This is a genomic window from Clostridium bowmanii (genome assembly GCF_018861315.1).
Classification (GTDB): Bacteria; Bacillota; Clostridia; order Clostridiales; family Clostridiaceae; genus Clostridium_AD; species Clostridium_AD bowmanii.
Map to the genome: position 1 here is coordinate 113,443 of NZ_JAHLDL010000007.1, position 17,794 is coordinate 131,236.

Consider the following 17,794-nt stretch of genomic DNA (forward strand, 5'->3'; position numbering starts at 1 on the left):
TCAGGGGGAATACTAATGGATGCAAGTTTAGCTGGAATGTTGAAAAATGATTTTGATTCAAATGAGGAAACATTAGTAGATGACATTAAGGTACTCCGAGTTCAATACCTTAAAAAAAGCAACAAATTAAGGGTGATAGTAAAATCTTTTGAAAATGCAGACGACAATAAAAAACTACTAATTAAAAATATTATTTCAAAAAGATTGTCTAATTTTGAAGATATTCAGTTGATTTGTTACCAAGATGTATCAAATGCTACCATAGAAGATGTAAACGGCAAGTTTTGGCTGGATGTTGTGAACGTAATAGCTATCTCAGAGCCATCAAGTAAGGATAGCTTACTAAAATCTTCTAGGACAATAGAGAATGGTGTACTTAAAATACAGTGTGGTAATGATTTTATGTGTAAGATTCTAAGAGATAAGAACATAGAACTTCTTTTGAAAAATACTATAAATGATATGTTTGGAGTGAATTCATTAGTTAAATTGGAACATAACAGTGAACTGACCAAAGAAGATTCTTTTGTGAAAAAAGAGAAAGAAAATCAAACTATAATAAATGAGATTATAAAAAACATAAATACAGAAAACAAAGACAGACCTAAGAGTAGTAACAATAGTCAGAATAAAGATTTCAGTGGTGGTAGCAAATCAAACAAGTATAGTAGACCGGGCTATAGAAAAGATGAGGCTCCCGATGAAAACACCATAATGGGAAGAAATATAAACGGTGAAAGTATAGAAATAAAGGATATAAATGAAACTTCGGGAATAGTTTGTGTTTCTGGAGATATTTTTAAAGTGAATATAATTGAAACAAAAACTGGCAGAATAATTATCACGTTTTTTATTACGGATTACACAAGTTCGATTACAGTAAAATGTTTTCCAAAGCCTAAAGATGTAGAAAAGATAATGGAAGAAATTAAAGTAGGACTTTTCTGTAAGCTTCGTGGCGAAGCAAGTTATGATACCTATGCAAGAGAAGTAGTTGTAATGGTTAGAGATATAGTAAAACTGAAGAAAATAGAAAGAATGGATACTGCAAGGGAAAAAAGAGTAGAACTGCATATGCACACCCAAATGAGTGCTATGGATGGTATGACTCCTACGTCTAAGCTTGTTGCAAGAGCGGCTAAATGGGGTCATCGAGCAGTAGCAATAACTGATCATGGTGTTGTTCAGGCTTTCCCGGAAGCTATGGACGCAGCTAAAAAAAATAAGATTAAGGTTATATATGGTGTAGAGGGCTACTTAGTAGATGATGGTCAACCAATTGTCATTAACAATAAAAATGAAAATTTAGATGATTGTTTTGTAGTTTTTGATATAGAAACCACAGGGCTTTCCAGTGAAAATGATAGAATTACTGAAATAGGGGCAGTTAAAATTGTAAATGGGAAAATCGTAGATAGATTTAATGAATTTGTAAATCCTGAAATAGACATACCTTATAAGATTACAGAGCTTACTGGAATCACAAATGACATGGTTTGTGGTGCAGACTTAATTAAAGAAGTACTTCCCGAGTTTTTAGAGTTTGCAAAGGATAGTGTGGTGGTAGCTCATAATGCTGCTTTTGATACTGGGTTTATTAAGAAAAATGCACAGAGGTTAGGACTTCTATTTGAAAGTACTATTATGGATACAATTCCACTGGCAAAGTTTTTACTAAAAGATCTTAAGACATTTAAGCTAAATGTAATAGCTAAGCATCTAGGCATTTCACTAGAAAACCACCATAGAGCTGTAGATGATGCTAAAGCTACTGCAGAAATACTACTGCATTGTTTTGGACTGCTTAAAGAAAAAGATATTTTAGACTTGGCTACTTTAAACAGTGAATTTTTAGGCGATTTCGATATAAAAAAAGCAAACACCTATCATGTTATTATTTTAGCAAAAGACCAAACAGGTCTAAAAAATCTTTATAAACTTATATCATTTTCAAATTTAGATTATTTTCATAGAAGACCTAGACTTCCTAAAACACTAATTGAAAGTTATAGAGAAGGACTTATAATTGGTTCTGCCTGTGAAGCTGGACAAGTATATAGAGAAGTGCTTTCAGGAAAATCCGATGAAGATATTAGAGCTATTGTGGGATTTTATGATTATCTAGAAATACAGCCTCTACTAAATAACAATTTTATGATTAAAAATGGCATGGTAAAAGATGAAAATGAATTAATGGAAATTAATAGAAAAATATGTGAACTCGGAGAAAAAAATAATTTGCCAGTAGTCGCTACAGGGGATGTACATTTTTTAGAACCCTCCGATGAAGTGTATAGGAAAATTTTAATGGCTGGTAAAGGATTCTCAGATGCAGATGACCAACCACCACTATATTTTAAAACTACTAATGAGATGTTAAGGGAGTTTGCATATTTAGGTGAAAAGAAGTGTAGAGAAGTGGTAATTTATAATCCCAATAAAATTGCTGACCTGATAGAATTTGTAAAACCAATACCAGATGGAACTTTTACACCGAAAATACCAGGTGCAGAAGAGGATATTCGCAAGATGACATCAGATAAAGTTCATTCAATATATGGAGATATTCTTCCAGAGATAGTTGAAAAAAGATTGGACAAGGAACTAAACTCTATTATAGGTAATGGGTATGCTGTACTTTATTTAATAGCTGAAAAATTAGTAGCAAAGTCACTTGCGGATGGTTATTTAGTAGGCTCAAGAGGTTCGGTTGGATCTTCCTTTGCAGCTAATATGTCTAATATAACAGAAGTAAATGGGTTGCCGCCTCATTATGTATGTCCGAGTTGCAAAAAAAGTGAATTTGTTTTAGATGGATCTATTGGTTCAGGTGCTGATTTACCAGATAAAGTATGTCCTGATTGTGGTACACAATATAAAAAAGATGGTCATGATATTCCATTTGAAACATTCTTAGGATTTGAAGGAGATAAAGAACCAGATATAGATTTAAATTTTTCAGGGGATAATCAAGCAGACATACATAGATATACAGAGGTGCTGTTCGGAAAAGGTCATACCTTCAAGGCGGGAACTATTGGAACCATAGCGGATAAGACTGCTTATGGTTATGTGAAAAAATATTTAGGTGAAAAAGATATTATTGTGCCTCAAGCTGAAATAGAACGACTAGTCATGGGGTGTACTGGAGTTAAGAGAACGTCAGGACAACATCCAGGTGGGATAATGGTTGTTCCAAGTGACAATGAGATATATAATTTTTGCCCAGTGCAACACCCAGCGGATGATCCAAATTCAGATATTATTACAACACATTTTGATTATCATTCCATAAGTGGAAGGTTACTTAAACTTGATATACTTGGTCATGATGATCCTACAATGCTTAAAATGCTTCAAGATTTAACTGACCTTGACCCTTTAACTATTCCACTGGCGGATCCTAAGGTCTTAAGTTTGTTTACGTCACCTGCGGCACTGGGGCTTACAGCTAAACAATTGGGTTGTGAAGTGGGAAGTTATGGTGTCCCGGAATTTGGTACTAAATTTGTTAAACAAATGCTTTTAGATACACAGCCAAAATCTTTTTCAGACCTTGTTAGAATTTCAGGATTATCTCATGGTACGGATGTGTGGATTAATAATGCACAATATTATATTAAAGAAGGATTTACAACACTTAAAGATTGTATTTCTACAAGAGATGATATAATGGTGTACCTAATGCAAAAAAATCTTCCACCTAAGACTGCTTTTACTATCATGGAGAAGGTAAGAAAGGGTAAGGGGCTTACTGAAGATGATGAGAAGATAATGCGAGAAAATGATGTGCCTGATTGGTATATAGGTTCATGTAAAAAGATAAAGTATATGTTTCCTAAAGGACATGCAGTAGCATATGTAATGATGGCTGTGAGAATAGCATATTATAAGGTTTATTACCCAAAGGAATATTATGCTACTTTTTTTACTATAAGAGCGGATGACTTTGATGCAGATTTGATTTCAAAAGGTGAGAATGCTATAAGAGTCAAAATGGATGAGTTAGAATCTATGGGCAAGGATATAGGTATGAAAGAAAAAGGACTTCTTACGGCTCTTGAGTTATCCTATGAAATGTTTAAAAGAGGGATAAAATTATTAAATGTAGATCTTTATAAGTCTGAGGCAATTAAATTTACAATTGAAGAGGATTCATTAAGACCTCCATTAAGTGGGCTGGAAGGGGTAGGTGAAAACGCCGCTAAAAGCATAGTTTTGGAAAGAGTTAACGGTGAGTTTATATCAAAAGAAGAACTTCGAATTCGTTGTAAAATTTCTAAAACGGTTATTGAATCATTAGATAATCATGGGTGCTTAAAAGATCTTCCAGATACAAATCAGCTGTCGTTTTTCTAGGGAAATGTAATTAACCCTTGAAATAGCAAATTTTATATGATAGAATAATATATATTGGTTATCGCTGATAATTTTATTGTAAGAGAGTAGGCCCGCCTACTCTCTATTTATTGAAACGCAACTAATGGTTGCGTTTTAATTATAATAGTATGATTAATTATATTAATAATTGTAGAAAATATTAGTAAAAGGAGGGTGTTAAAATGAAAAATGATACCTTGATACAAAAACTCACAAAAATAACCAAACCAATAGTAGAAGAAAATAATTGCGAATTATATCATTTGGAATATGTAAAAGAAGCAGGAGAAAATTTTCTTAGAATTTATATAGATAATGAAAGTGGAATATCTTTAGAAGATTGTGAAAAAATAAGTAGAGCCACAAGTGAGATATTAGATCTGCAAGATCCAATAACTGATAGTTACTGTTTAGAAGTATCTTCTCCAGGGATTGAGAGAATTTTATATGATGATCATCATATGAAAAAATATGTTGGTCAAAATGTACTAGTTAATTTAAATAGTCTATATGAGGGCACTAAAAAACTTGAGGGTAATTTACTAGGATTTTCTGATATGCAAATAGAAATTCAATATGATGGGAATAATATATCTATCCCTAGAGAAAAAATTTCCATTGTGAATTTGAAACCGGTGCTGTAAGGAGGAAGTTAAAATGAATCAGGAATTTATTGAAGCATTGAGAGAAATTGTAGACCAAAAGGGAATTAGTGAAGATTTACTTTTTCAAACTATTGAAGATGCATTAGTTGCAGCATATAAGAAAAATTATGCTACGCTATCTAGCAATAGCCAAAATGTAAAAGTATCAATGAATAGAGAAACAGGTGAAATACATGTTTATGGTCAGAAAACAGTTGTAGAAGAAGTGGTTGAGGATGTTACAGAAATATCACTAGAGGAAGCTAAAGAATATAGTCCTAAATATCAAATTGATGATATTGTTGATATTGAAGTTACTCCAAGAAAATTTGGGAGAATAGCTGCACAATCTGCAAAACAAGTAGTTATTCAAAGAATTAAAGAAGCTGAAAGAAATATTATTTACAATGAATTTATAACCAAAGAATTTGATATTATTACAGGAAGTGTTATAAGAAAAGATAGAGGTAATGTATTTATAGATTTGGGTAAAATTGAAGCTGTGCTTGGAGCAAATGAGCAAATGCCTGGTGAGGAATATAATTTTAATGAAAAACTAAAACTATATATTGTTGAGGTTAAGAATACTACTAAGGGTGCTCAAATAGGAGTATCAAGAACTCATCCAGGCCTTGTGAAACGCTTATTTGAACTTGAGGTGCCAGAAGTTTTTGGTGGAGTTGTTGAAATAAAAAGTATTTCAAGAGAAGCAGGATCAAGAACTAAAATCGCAGTGTATTCAAATGATGAAAATGTTGATGCAATGGGAGCTTGCGTTGGACCAAAAGGTGCTAGAGTTCAAAGTATAGTTAATGAACTAAGAAATGAAAAAATAGATATAATTAAGTGGAGTAAAAAATCTGAGGAATATATCTCAAATGCATTGAGTCCTGCAAAGGTTTTGAATGTTGTAGTTGAAGAGGCATCTAAATCTGCGAAGGTAATAGTTGAAGATAATCAACTATCATTGGCCATTGGAAAAGAAGGTCAAAATGTACGACTAGCAGCAAGACTTACAGGGTGGAAAATTGACATTAAAAGTAGAACTCAAGCTCAATATAAAATGGAAGATAGTGAAGTTATTGAAAATAAAGTAATTGAAACCATTACTCAGGAGTAGGTGATAGGTTTATGAAAGTTAAAAAAATACCTCAGCGCATGTGTACGGGTTGTATGGAAATGAAATGTAAAAAAGAATTGTTGCGCATAGTTCGTAGTAAAGAGGGCGAAATTTCTATAGATTTAATAGGAAAAAAACCAGGTAGAGGTGCATATATTTGTAAAAGTATTGAGTGCTTTGAAAAATCTTACAAAACAAAGAGATTAGAGAGAAATTTAGGCGGGAAAATAAGTGAAGAAATCTATGAAATGCTTAAAGAACAGATAAATCCTAAGGATGAGATAAATTATGAACAATAAATTTTTTCAGTTTTTAGGTTTAACTAAGAAAGCAGGCAAACTTATTGAAGGTTACAATCAATGTGAAGATGCGCTATCGCATGGAAGAGGAACCCTAATAATTTTGTCTGAGGAAAGTGCTACAAACACTAAGGATAAATTTAAAAGATTTAGCATTAAATATAATATACCTTTTATAGAAGGTGTATCCAATGAGATTCTAGGCAGGTGCCTTGGAAGAGCAGAAATTAATGTTTTGTGTGTTAATGACAAAAGAATGAGTAGTAAACTACTCAGTTTATGGAACGAAGTCAATGAAGAAAAAAAAGAAGAACAAGAGAATGAAGAAAATAAAGACGATAAAGAAAATGAAATAAATGAGGAAAATAAAGTCGATGAATAAATTAAATTTCGGGGGTGAATGATTTGGCAAAAGTCAGAATATATGAATTAGCAAAAGAGTTAGAGGTGTCAAGTAAAGAATTAATTAATGTACTATTCGAGGAGTTTAGTATAAAAGCCAAAAATCATATGAGTGTAATTGAGGAAGAGGATGCTGAGTTAATAAAGGAACTTTATAGTGACGAAAATTCAGGACTTAAAGATGAAAAAAATGAAACAGTTGAACACTATGAAAATATAGCTAATGAAGATGCTAACAAAGTGATCATTAGAAAAAGAGGTAGAAAAGGCAGAGATGAACTTGGAAATGGTAACAATAGTGTTGAAGCTATAGATGATGAAGTTGTAGTAATCGAGGCTTCTATTACAGTTAAAGACTTAGCTGATAAGTTAAAGAGACCTTACGTTGAAGTAATAAAACAACTTATTTTTATAGGTGTTATGGCTGGAATGAACCAAGAAATTGATTTTGCTACAGCCGAAAAGGTAATAGAAAAATATGGTGCACTTGCAGTACTAAAAGAAGAAGAAGAAGGCAAACTTGCTGATGAAGTAGAAGTAGAAGAATTTGAAGATGATTTAGCAACAGCTAAAAAACCAGCTGTTGTAACAGTTATGGGTCATGTTGATCATGGTAAGACTTCATTACTTGATTGTATTAGAAAATCTAAGGTTACAGAAACAGAAGCAGGCGGAATAACACAACACATAGGTGCTTATACTGTTAATATTAATGGTGAAAAAATCACATTTTTAGATACACCAGGTCATGAAGCTTTTACAGCAATGAGAGCTAGAGGTGCCCAAATAACAGATATAGTTATTCTTGTTGTAGCTGCAGATGATGGAATTATGCCACAAACTACCGAAGCAATAAATCACTGTAAGGCTGCTAAGGTTCCAATGATAGTAGCTATAAACAAGATGGATAGACCAGGAGCTAATGTTGATAAAGTTAAGCAAGAATTAACAGAATATGGCCTTGTTGCTGAAGATTGGGGTGGAGATACAATATGTGTTCCAGTATCCGCTCATACTAAAGAGGGTATAGATACACTACTTGAAATGGTATTAATTACAGCAGAAATGTTAGAGCTTAAAGCAAATCCTAGTAGAAGTGCAAAAGGAACTGTAATAGAAGCAAAACTTGATAAAGGTAGAGGCCCACTTGCTACGTTATTAATACAAAATGGTACATTAAACACTGGAGATTCTATAATAGTTGGTTCAACATACGGTAGAATAAGGGCAATGTTTGATGATAAGGGTAACAAAATCAAAACTGCAGGACCTTCTATACCAGTAGAAATACTCGGATTATCTGAAGTGCCAGAAGCTGGAGATAGATTTAATGTAGTTAAAGATGAGAAGACTGCAAGAAATATGGCCGAAACTAGAAAATCAAAATCAAGAGAAGAACATTTTAAGGCAAGTAATAGAGTTTCTATGGAAAATCTATATAGCCAAATACAAGAAGGATCTGTTAAGGAACTTGGTGTTATTGTAAAAGCTGACGTTCAAGGATCTGTTGAGGCTGTACGTCAATCTCTTGAAAAATTATCTACTGATAATGTTAAAGTAAGGGTTATACATTCTGGAGTTGGAGCTATTACAGAAACAGATGTTACACTTGCAGCTGCTTCAAATGCAATAATTATAGGGTTTAATGTAAGACCAGATAATAATGCTGCTGTAACTTCTGAAAAAGAAAAGGTAGAAATTAAAACTTATAGAGTAATTTATGATGCTCTTGATGATATAAAAGCTGCAATGCTTGGAATGCTTGATCCTGTATATAAAGAAGTTGTTTTAGGTAGAGTTGAAATAAGACAAATATACAAAGTATCTAATGTAGGAACTATTGCAGGATCTTATGTATTAACTGGTAAGATTACAAGAAATAGTAGTGTACGTGTACTTAGAAACGGAATAGTAATAACTGAATCAACTCTAGCATCATTAAAGAGATTTAAAGACGATGCAAAAGAAGTTGCTGCTGGATATGAATGTGGATTAAGTGTAGAGAAATTCAATGACATTAAGGAAGGCGACATTTTAGAAGCATTTATTATGGAAGAAGTAAAGCCAAAATTATCATAATATAAGGAGTAGTGGGTTGTATGGTTAATTATAGAAATGGTAGAATTAACGAAGAAATTAAAAAAGAAGTGAGCAATACAATTCAAAACAAAATAAAGGATCCAAGAAAAAGTGCTATGGTGAGTGTAACAAAAGTAGACACAACAAAAGACCTTAGCTATACAAAAATTTATGTTAGTATATTTGGTAGCGAAGATTCTAAAAAAGAAACAATTCAAGCACTAAAAAGTTCTACTGGTCTTATGCGAAAAGAAATTGGGGCTCATGTTAAGCTAAGACATGTTCCTCAAGTTATCATAGAGGTTGATGAAACCATAGAACGTGCTATACATTTAGAAGGTATTTTTCATCAAATAAAAGAAAAAGAAAAAATTGATGAAGAAAATAGTGGAGATAACATAAGTGAAGAAGATATAGATGACAAGGATAGCCATGATGATGGTAGCAATGAAAATTAATGATATTGTTAACAGAATAAAGTTATTCAAGAAAATTGCTATAACTTTCCATACTTCACCAGATGGTGATTCAATAGGTAGTGCACTGGCTTTACTTATTGGTCTTAGAAAACTGAATAAGGATGTGCATATAGTTTCAAAAGAGGTTATTCCACAGACTTTTCAGTTCTTGCCATATTCAAATGAAATTAATGGTGAAACAATAGAACCATCTGTTGATACAGAATGTGTAATAGTGTTAGATTGTGGGGATTTCAAGAGAATTAATTCGAATTTATGTATGCAAAATAGAAAGTTTGAATTAATTAATATGGATCACCATTTATCTAATGATTTATACGGAGATTTAAATTTTGTTGATACAAGTGCTTCTGCTGCTTCCGAAATTGTGTTTGAAGTGCTTAGACTTCTTAATGTGGAATTGGACAAAGAAATAGCTGCATGCTTGTACACTTCACTACTTACAGATACAGGATCATTTAGGCATTCGAGTACTACGGCAGTAACTCATGCTATTGCAGGAGAACTTATCAGTACAGGTATAGATTTTAGTAACATACATAGATTGATTTTTGAGAATAAAAAGTTTGAAAAAATAAAATTCTATGGTGAAGTTATTGGTAATATGACCTCCGAACTTAATAGTAAAGTATGCATTATGTATATATCTAAAAATATGCTTGAAAAATATAGTTTTGCTTCCTCAGATACATCAGATGTTATTACTTTTGGAGCCTCAATAGATACTGTTGAGGTTACCATTCTTATAAAAGAAGCTGAGAATGGAGTTAGAGTAAGTTTAAGATCTAAATCACTAGTGGATGTTAGCAAAATTGCAGAAACTTTTAATGGTGGTGGGCATATTAGAGCTGCAGGTTTTTTCACAGAAACGAATTTTGATGATACTAAAGTGAAACTTTTGGAAATTTTAGAAAAAGAGTTGATAAAATGAATGGTATATTAAACATATTTAAACCTACAGGAATGACATCCTTTGATGTAGTTCGCATAATTAAAAAAATTACTCATATAAAAAAAGTAGGCCACGCTGGCACTCTAGACCCTGAGGCCAGCGGGGTTTTACCTGTTTGTATAGGAAAAGCAACAAAGGCGATTGATTATATAATGGGTGACTTTAAAATTTATGAAACTGAATTAAAATTGGGTGTTATTACAGACACCTATGATAGAGAAGGTAAAATTTTAGCAGAAAGTGAAGTTAAGGCAAGCTGCGCAGAAATTATACAGGCTATTAATTCATTTGTAGGAGAAATAAAACAAGTGCCTCCTATGTACTCAGCTTTGAAAGTTAATGGGAAAAAACTTTATGAATTAGCAAGGGCTGGGATAGAAATAGAGAGAGAAGCAAGGCCTATTACAATTTATGATATAGAAATTACAGATATTAAAATACCTTATGTAAAGTTTAGGGTGAAATGCTCTAAGGGTACATATATTAGAAGTCTATGTTATGATATTGGAGAATTATTAAAATGTGGTGGTATGATGTGGAACCTGCAAAGAACTGCTACAGGGCAATTTCATATTGAAGATACTATAAATATTGTGGACTTAAATGAAGAAAATATAAATGGGCATATTATGCCTATAGAAACCATTTTTAAAAATAATATTAAAGTCACAATAGAAGATCGATTTGTTAAGTTTTTACTTAATGGTGTTGTAGTAAAAGATAGGTTATTAACTTGCAAGTTCGAAGCGGATACTATATATAGTATCTATAATAATGATAATGATTTTATTGGAATTGCAGATAAAAGTATTGAGGGAGTTAGGCTTATAAAATCATTTATATAGGAGTATATTAAAATGTTAATTATAAAAGATAATTTTAAAACTAAACTTAAATATCCAACATACATAGCCCTGGGAAGTTTTGATGGACTTCATTTAGGGCACATGCATCTTATAAATAGAACTGTTGAATTATCTGAAGAGAATAATGTTAAAAGTATGATTTGTACTTTTAAAAATCATCCACTGTCAGTTATTAATAAGGAAATTTGCCCAAAGCTCATAATGGATAATGAGACTAAAATAAATTTATTAAAAAACACTGGTATTGATATTGTTAATTTTGTTAACTTCGATAAAGATTTTATGAAGATAACTCCAGAAGAATTTATAAAAAATATGGTGAATTTCTATAATGCAAAAGGAATAGTTGTTGGGTTTAATTATAGATTTGGGTATAAAAATTTAGGTGATATAGAAATGCTTAAAAAACATAGCATTAAACTAGGATATAAATTATATATTTGTGAAGCTATTAGTAAGGATAATGAAGTTGTAAGTAGTTCTAGCATTCGCCATCTAATAGCTGAGGGGGATATAACTAAAGTAAATGAGTTACTAGGAAGGCCCCACATTATTACTGGAAAAGTAGTTAAGGGAAAGCAACTTGGTAGAACCATTGGATTTCCTACTGTAAACTTAAATTACAATAAGGAATATATTCTTCCTAAGGGGGGAGTATACTATACTTTAGTTAAGCATGATAATAATATTTACAAAGCTATAACCAATATAGGCTATAATCCTACTGTAGAAGGTGGAAAGCTATCAGTAGAAACATATATCTTGAATTTTGATAAACAAATTTACGGTGAAGAAGTTAAAATTAATTTTATAGACAGAATGAGAGATGAAGTTAAATTTGATACAATTGAGGAATTGAGGGAACAACTTATAAAGGATAAAAAATATGCTTTTGGTCAAAAAATAGAAAAATAAGTGATATGTTGTAAAAACTAATTTACAATTTAAGAACAGTTTGTTATAATTGATTTGAACCTTATGCTAAGTTCACCGAATCGCCAACGGTGTACTTGGAATATGGAGATATTTTTCGGAGGTGTTATTAAAATGCAAAAGGCTAAAAAACAAGAAATAATGATTAAACATGCAAGACATGAGGGAGATACTGGTTCAGCAGAGGTGCAAATTGCACTACTTACTGAAAGAATTTTAGAGTTAACAGAGCATTTAAAAATTCATAAAAAAGACAATCATTCAAGAAGAGGTCTATTAATGATGGTTGGACAAAGAAAAGGTATGTTAGGTTACTTAAAGAATAAAGATATTGAAAGATATCGTGCAATTCTTGCAGAACTTGGACTAAGAAAGTAATTTAGAGCGGCTTAGCCGCTCTATTATTTTAATTATTAGTAATAAAATATATAAAATTAGATTTTAAAAACACATATATTATCTAATAATATTAGTGTAAATTGAAGGGAGGCAAATATATGATTCATATTATAGAAACCACTGTAGCAGGAAGAAATCTTAAAGTTGAATATGGTAAGGTTGGAATGCTATCAAATTGTGCAATATTCATGAGCTACGGTGAGACAGTAGTTATGGTTAATGCAAATGCATCAGAAAAACCAAGGGATGGTATTGATTTCTTTCCACTGAGTGTAGAATATGAAGAAAAACTTTATGCCGTTGGTAAAATTCCTGGCGGGTTCATAAAGAGAGAGGCAAGACCATCAGAAAGGGCAATTTTAACAGCAAGAGGGATTGATAGACCACTTAGACCACTATTCCCTAAAGGCTATAAAAATGATGTACAAATTGTTTGTACAGTACTTTCAGTTGAGCAAGATAATTCACCTGAGATACTTGCTATGAATGCTGCATCATTAGCATTATGCTTGTCAAGTATACCTTTTACAGATGCCGTTGCAACAGTTTCAGTGGGCCTTATTGATGATAAATTCATATTGAGCCCAACTGTAGAAGAGAGAAATGCTAGTTCTATGAACCTTACAGTTTGTGCTACAAAGGACAATGTGACAATGATAGAAGCTAGTGGAAATGAAATACCAGAAGATGTAATGATAAATGCTATTGATTTTGCTTTTGAAGCATGTAAAAAAATTGTAGCTTTCCAAGAAGAAGCTGTAGCTAAATTTGGAAAAGAAAAAATCATTCCTGAAATAAGCAAAATAGATGAAACTCTCCAAAATGAAGTTAGAGATTTCTCATTTGACATGTTTAAGACAGCAATGTACATAATGGATAAAGATGAGAGAAACGCAAAAGTAGATGAAATAAAACAAAAGATAGCTCTTGAATTTAATGAAAAATATTCTGATAAAAAATCAGATATAGGTGAAGTTTCATATGGCATCCAAAAGGAAATAGTTAGAAATATGATGCTAAATGAAAATAGAAGGCCTGATGGAAGGGCTTTTGATCAGGTTAGGCCAATAAGTTGCGAAGTGGGAATACTTCCTAGAACTCATGGAACAGGTCTTTTTACAAGAGGGCTTACTCAAGTAATGGGTGTTGCAACTCTCGGGGCATTAAAAGAAGCTCAGATGTTAGACGGAATAGGTGATGAAGATACTAAAAGATACATGCATCATTATAATTTTCCAGCTTATAGTGTAGGAGAAACTAAGCCAATGCGTGGACCTGGAAGACGGGAAATTGGTCATGGAGCACTAGCTGAAAAAGCTGTAGAACCACTTTTACCATCTATAGAAGAATTTCCATATGCTATACGAGTAGTATCAGAGGTACTAAGCTCTAATGGTTCAACATCTCAAGCTAGTGTAAGTGCAAGTATTTTAGCGCTACTTGATGCAGGTGTTCCAATTAAGAGGCCTGCAGCAGGTATCGCAATGGGACTAATTACAAATTCTGACTTAACTAAAGAAAAAGTAATAACGGATATTCAAGGTATAGAAGATTTCTTTGGTGACATGGATTTTAAAGTGGCTGGAACTGAACTAGGAATTACAGCTATACAAGTTGATACAAAGCTTCATGGACTATCTAAATATTGCATTAAAACTGCAATTATAGATGCAAAAGTTGCTAGACTTCATATATTAGGAAAAATGAATGAATGTATTCCAGAAGCAAGAAGTGAACTTTCAAAATATGCTCCTAGAATGTATATACTAAACGTAGCGCCTGACAAGATTAGAGACGTAATAGGAAAAGGCGGAGTAACTATAAAGAAAATTATAGCAGAGACCGGAGTTAAAATAGACACTAATGACGATGGAAAAATTGTAATTATGTCTAATGATGGAGATAGTGCAAATAGAGCAGTAAAAATCATCGAAGAGCTAACAAAATCCGTAAAAGTAGGAGAAATATATTTAGGAAAAGTAACAAAAATAGCTGCTTTTGGAGCTTTTGTTGAAATACTTCCTAATAAAGAAGGATTAGTGCATATATCTAAACTCGATTTTGCTAGAGTAAATAAAGTAGAAGATATTGTTTCGGTTGGTGATGAGATATTAGTAAAAGTAATGGAAATAGATAATCAGGGAAGAGTAAATCTTTCAAGACGAGATGCTATTAAAGATAGTGAAAATGAAAAAAAAGAGAATGAATAATAATAGAAGGGCTTAGATGCCTTTTTATTTTTTTTAATAATATTACACTAATATGCACATAGTAAATATAAATTCTCAATAAGGAGAGGCACATATGTACAATTTGTTTAAGTTAAATAATGGTTTAAGGGTTGTAGTTGAATCTATAGAATATGTAAATTCAGTAAGTGTTGGTCTATGGGTAGAAAATGGTTCAAGAAATGAAAACGCAAGCAATAATGGAATATCACATTTTATTGAGCATATGCTTTTTAAAGGAACACCGGATAGAACTGCAAAGCAAATTGCTGAAGCTATTGAAGATGTGGGTGGTCAAATAAATGCATTTACGGGTAAGGAAGTTACATGCTTTTATATAAAAGCATTAGATACACATTTAGAATTGTCCCTGGATATTTTGTCAGACATGCTTTTCAATAGTAATTTTTCAGAAGATGAAATTGAAAAAGAAAAAGGTGTAGTTGTTGAAGAAATTAATATGAGCGAAGATTCACCAGAGGATGTTTTAATGGAGTTACATACAAAAGCAATATGGGATAGGGATTCTATTTCGTTACCTATTTTAGGAACTATGGATACTGTAAAATCATTTAGTAAAAAAGTGATAGTAGATTATGTAGACTCATATTATATACCGGAAAACTCAGTTATATCAATTTCAGGTAAATTTGATATGAAAAATATAGAAGAGCTACTTGAAAAGTATTTTGGTAAATGGCACACTAAAAATAAAAATATTACTAAGTATAGTAGTCCTCAGTTATTAAATAATCATTATTTCAGAAAAAAAGATATTGAACAACTTCATGTAAGTCTGGGAATTCCTGGAGTGGAGATTGGTAATGACGATACATATGCTCTAATATTACTGAGTAATATATTAGGTGGAGGAGCTTCCTCACTACTGTTTCAAAAAATACGTGAAGAGTTAGGGGTGTGCTACTCAATATATTCTTATATATCAGCTTTTAAAAATACAGGAATTGTGAGCGTTTACGCGGGACTTAATCCTTCTAATGCTGAGAGTGCTATTGATGCAATAAAACAAGAAGTTAGTAAATTTGCAAAATCAGGAATTGATAATGAAAGATTATACAAGGCTAAAGAACAATTAAAAGGTAGCTATATTCTAGGTCTTGAAAGCACAAGCAGTAGAATGTTTAGTAATGGAAAATCGGTAATGTTTTTGAATAAGATAAATACACCTAAAGATGTACTTAGAAAAATTGATGAAATAAATATGTCAAGGGTCAACTCTGTAATGGAAAAGACTTTTAAAAATGGTATAATAAATTCAGCCTATGTAGGTAAAGAAAAACAAATGGTGGAAAAACTTTTTAAAGGTAACATTATTTCACTAGATAAGTAAATTAATTTATAAAAATATAGAAATTATGCATAACACCTCAACGTATTCCATAGTATTTTAGGGGCATGAAAATAAATAAAAGGTACTCGTTTTTTATTTTCATGTCCCTTAATAGTATTGTTGAGGAGGGTTTTTACATGGAAGATAATATAAAACTGTATAGTGAAATGGAAAGATATGAAATTATCAATATTAATGATGGTGATAAATATAGCAATTTAGGTAATAATGATGTTGTCATTGATGAGAACGGTCTTTTAAAATTTTTAATTATTAATGGAGGCAGTTCTAAATTTAGTTTTTTTAAAAGTAATGATATAATTGAAGTACCTTGGGACTATGTTAAAAAAATTGGTTCTAGAACTATAATAATTGATGTCGATAATGAATTTTTAAAAAAATCGCATATTTAATTTTGGAGGATATAAATGAAGATATTAGTGCAAAAGTTTGGCGGCACATCCGTTTCAACGGAGGAAAAAAGAAAACTTGTAGCCTGCAAGGTAATAAACGCAAAGGCAGAAGGCTATTTTCCCGTGGTGGTGGTATCTGCTATGGGAAGAAAAGGTGAACCTTATGCTACAGATACGCTGCTATCTTTGGTAGATGATAAATTCAAAGATTTAAATCCATTAGCAATAGATTTACTAATGAGTTGTGGTGAGACTATAAGTACTGTAATAATGTGCAATGAGTTAAACAATAGTAATATTGATGCTGTACCGCTAACTGGCGGACAAGCAGGTATAATTACGGATTGTAATTATAACAATGCGGCAATAATAAATGTGGACACAAAAAAAATCTTGAGTATTTTACAAAATGGAAAGATTCCTGTAGTAGCTGGGTTTCAAGGCAGAGACGGAAATGACTATATTACAACTATAGGTAGAGGTGGAAGTGATGTTACTGCTGCAATATTAGGTGCGGCACTTAATGCAGTAGAGACACAAATATACACTGATGTAGATGGAATTATGACAGCAGATCCAAGAATAGTTTCTGAAGCAACTTTAATAAAAAAAATAAGTTATGACGAGATTTTTCAGTTTGCCGATCAAGGAGCTAAGGTCATACATCCAAGAGCTGTTGAAATATCTAGAAAGTATAATATACCACTTGTAATAAAAAACACTATGAATGACTGTGATGGAACTGTAATTAGCAACTTGGGGAGTCAAGCTTTTGAAAATATAATCACAGGGATTACACATATGAATAACAGAGTTCAAATAAAAATATGCAAAAATTCAGATCCTAGTTATGATAATCTTTTTGATATTTTAGCTGAAAATCTTATAAGTATAGATCTTATAAATGTTTTTCCTAAGGAAAAAATATTTACTATTGATGATAAGGATTTTATAAAATTTGAAAATTTAATTAAGCGTAGTAATATGTCATATTCTTTTGTTAAGGATTGTAGTAAGATTTCAATTATAGGTTCTAAAATGAGAGGCATACCTGGTGTTATGGCCAGGATACTCAAGGCATTAACTAGAGAAAAAATTGAAGTACTGCAAACAGCAGATTCTCATATGACTATATGGTGTCTTGTAGAAACGGAATATGCTGAAAAAGCAATTAATGCACTGCACAGGGAATTTAAATTAGGATAAAAAATGTATATAGTTTCTCTTAATGCACAAAATATAGATGGAT

The 17,794-nt window shown here is 31.8% G+C and carries 14 protein-coding genes and 1 pseudogene; all 15 read left to right on the plus strand.

The features are described from left to right. Positions 1-15 precede the first annotated feature (15 nt). The gene (locus KPL51_RS06745) at positions 16-4,359 is read left to right on the plus strand and encodes a PolC-type DNA polymerase III (protein ID WP_216158744.1); all 4,344 of its coding nucleotides are present in this window, start codon (positions 16-18) and stop codon (positions 4,357-4,359) included. A gap of 203 nt (positions 4,360-4,562) precedes the next feature. Further along, positions 4,563-5,024 carry a ribosome maturation factor RimP gene (gene rimP / locus KPL51_RS06750; protein WP_216158746.1) on the plus strand — a complete coding sequence of 154 codons (462 nt, stop codon included), beginning with the start codon at positions 4,563-4,565 and terminating at the stop codon, positions 5,022-5,024. 13 nt (positions 5,025-5,037) lie between these two features. Continuing rightward, complete coding sequence (gene nusA / locus KPL51_RS06755) at positions 5,038-6,144, plus strand: transcription termination factor NusA (RefSeq protein ID WP_216158748.1); 1,107 nt, start codon at positions 5,038-5,040, stop codon at positions 6,142-6,144. Positions 6,145-6,155: 11 nt separating this feature from the next. After that, on the plus strand, positions 6,156-6,443 hold the full coding sequence (rnpM, locus tag KPL51_RS06760) for an RNase P modulator RnpM (RefSeq protein WP_216158750.1): 288 nt from the start codon (positions 6,156-6,158) through the stop codon (positions 6,441-6,443). Beyond that, positions 6,433-6,825 (plus strand): ribosomal L7Ae/L30e/S12e/Gadd45 family protein, encoded by a 393-nt coding sequence (locus KPL51_RS06765; RefSeq protein WP_216158752.1) that lies wholly within the window; start codon positions 6,433-6,435, stop codon positions 6,823-6,825. The genes rnpM and KPL51_RS06765 overlap by 11 nt, the downstream gene beginning before the upstream one ends. Positions 6,826-6,848: 23 nt before the next feature. Continuing rightward, entirely contained in the window at positions 6,849-8,924 is a 2,076-nt protein-coding gene (gene infB / locus KPL51_RS06770; protein WP_216158754.1) for a translation initiation factor IF-2, read from the plus strand. A 20-nt stretch (positions 8,925-8,944) separates the two neighbouring features. Then, positions 8,945-9,301 (plus strand): annotated as a pseudogene (gene rbfA / locus KPL51_RS06775) (30S ribosome-binding factor RbfA); the annotation flags it as partial. 70 nt (positions 9,302-9,371) lie between these two features. Beyond that, positions 9,372-10,334: a DHH family phosphoesterase gene (locus KPL51_RS06780; RefSeq protein ID WP_216158860.1), complete on the plus strand. Its 963-nt coding sequence runs from the start codon at positions 9,372-9,374 to the stop codon at positions 10,332-10,334. Then, complete coding sequence (gene truB, locus KPL51_RS06785; RefSeq protein WP_216158758.1) at positions 10,331-11,200, plus strand: tRNA pseudouridine(55) synthase TruB; 870 nt, start codon at positions 10,331-10,333, stop codon at positions 11,198-11,200. The genes KPL51_RS06780 and truB overlap by 4 nt, the downstream gene beginning before the upstream one ends. A gap of 12 nt (positions 11,201-11,212) precedes the next feature. Beyond that, a complete protein-coding gene (locus tag KPL51_RS06790) occupies positions 11,213-12,136 on the plus strand; it encodes a bifunctional riboflavin kinase/FAD synthetase (protein WP_216158760.1) in 924 nt (307 codons plus the stop codon). A gap of 132 nt (positions 12,137-12,268) precedes the next feature. Then, positions 12,269-12,532: a 30S ribosomal protein S15 gene (rpsO, locus tag KPL51_RS06795; protein ID WP_216158762.1), complete on the plus strand. Its 264-nt coding sequence runs from the start codon at positions 12,269-12,271 to the stop codon at positions 12,530-12,532. Between the two features lie 119 nt (positions 12,533-12,651). After that, positions 12,652-14,763, plus strand: coding sequence for a polyribonucleotide nucleotidyltransferase (locus KPL51_RS06800; RefSeq protein ID WP_216158764.1), 2,112 nt, complete (start codon positions 12,652-12,654; stop codon positions 14,761-14,763). A gap of 94 nt (positions 14,764-14,857) precedes the next feature. Next, positions 14,858-16,132 carry a M16 family metallopeptidase gene (locus KPL51_RS06805; protein ID WP_216158766.1) on the plus strand — a complete coding sequence of 425 codons (1,275 nt, stop codon included), beginning with the start codon at positions 14,858-14,860 and terminating at the stop codon, positions 16,130-16,132. A gap of 137 nt (positions 16,133-16,269) precedes the next feature. Continuing rightward, the gene (locus tag KPL51_RS06810) at positions 16,270-16,545 is read left to right on the plus strand and encodes a YlmC/YmxH family sporulation protein (protein WP_216158768.1); all 276 of its coding nucleotides are present in this window, start codon (positions 16,270-16,272) and stop codon (positions 16,543-16,545) included. Between the two features lie 15 nt (positions 16,546-16,560). After that, entirely contained in the window at positions 16,561-17,751 is a 1,191-nt protein-coding gene (gene dapG, locus KPL51_RS06815; RefSeq protein WP_216158770.1) for an aspartate kinase, read from the plus strand. Positions 17,752-17,794 lie beyond the last annotated feature (43 nt).

What these genes read in the sequence shown, in the direction of transcription:
- KPL51_RS06745 (WP_216158744.1), top strand. Translation starts at nt 16, where the DNA reads ATGGATGCAAGTTTAGCTGGAATGTTGAAAAATGATTTTGATTCAAAT.
- truB (WP_216158758.1), top strand. Translation starts at nt 10,331, where the DNA reads ATGAATGGTATATTAAACATATTTAAACCTACAGGAATGACATCCTTT.
- rimP (WP_216158746.1), top strand. Translation starts at nt 4,563, where the DNA reads ATGAAAAATGATACCTTGATACAAAAACTCACAAAAATAACCAAACCA.
- nusA (WP_216158748.1), top strand. Translation starts at nt 5,038, where the DNA reads ATGAATCAGGAATTTATTGAAGCATTGAGAGAAATTGTAGACCAAAAG.
- KPL51_RS06780 (WP_216158860.1), top strand. Translation starts at nt 9,372, where the DNA reads ATGAAAATTAATGATATTGTTAACAGAATAAAGTTATTCAAGAAAATT.
- rnpM (WP_216158750.1), top strand. Translation starts at nt 6,156, where the DNA reads ATGAAAGTTAAAAAAATACCTCAGCGCATGTGTACGGGTTGTATGGAA.
- KPL51_RS06805 (WP_216158766.1), top strand. Translation starts at nt 14,858, where the DNA reads ATGTACAATTTGTTTAAGTTAAATAATGGTTTAAGGGTTGTAGTTGAA.
- rpsO (WP_216158762.1), top strand. Translation starts at nt 12,269, where the DNA reads ATGCAAAAGGCTAAAAAACAAGAAATAATGATTAAACATGCAAGACAT.
- KPL51_RS06765 (WP_216158752.1), top strand. Translation starts at nt 6,433, where the DNA reads ATGAACAATAAATTTTTTCAGTTTTTAGGTTTAACTAAGAAAGCAGGC.
- dapG (WP_216158770.1), top strand. Translation starts at nt 16,561, where the DNA reads ATGAAGATATTAGTGCAAAAGTTTGGCGGCACATCCGTTTCAACGGAG.
- KPL51_RS06800 (WP_216158764.1), top strand. Translation starts at nt 12,652, where the DNA reads ATGATTCATATTATAGAAACCACTGTAGCAGGAAGAAATCTTAAAGTT.
- KPL51_RS06790 (WP_216158760.1), top strand. Translation starts at nt 11,213, where the DNA reads ATGTTAATTATAAAAGATAATTTTAAAACTAAACTTAAATATCCAACA.
- KPL51_RS06810 (WP_216158768.1), top strand. Translation starts at nt 16,270, where the DNA reads ATGGAAGATAATATAAAACTGTATAGTGAAATGGAAAGATATGAAATT.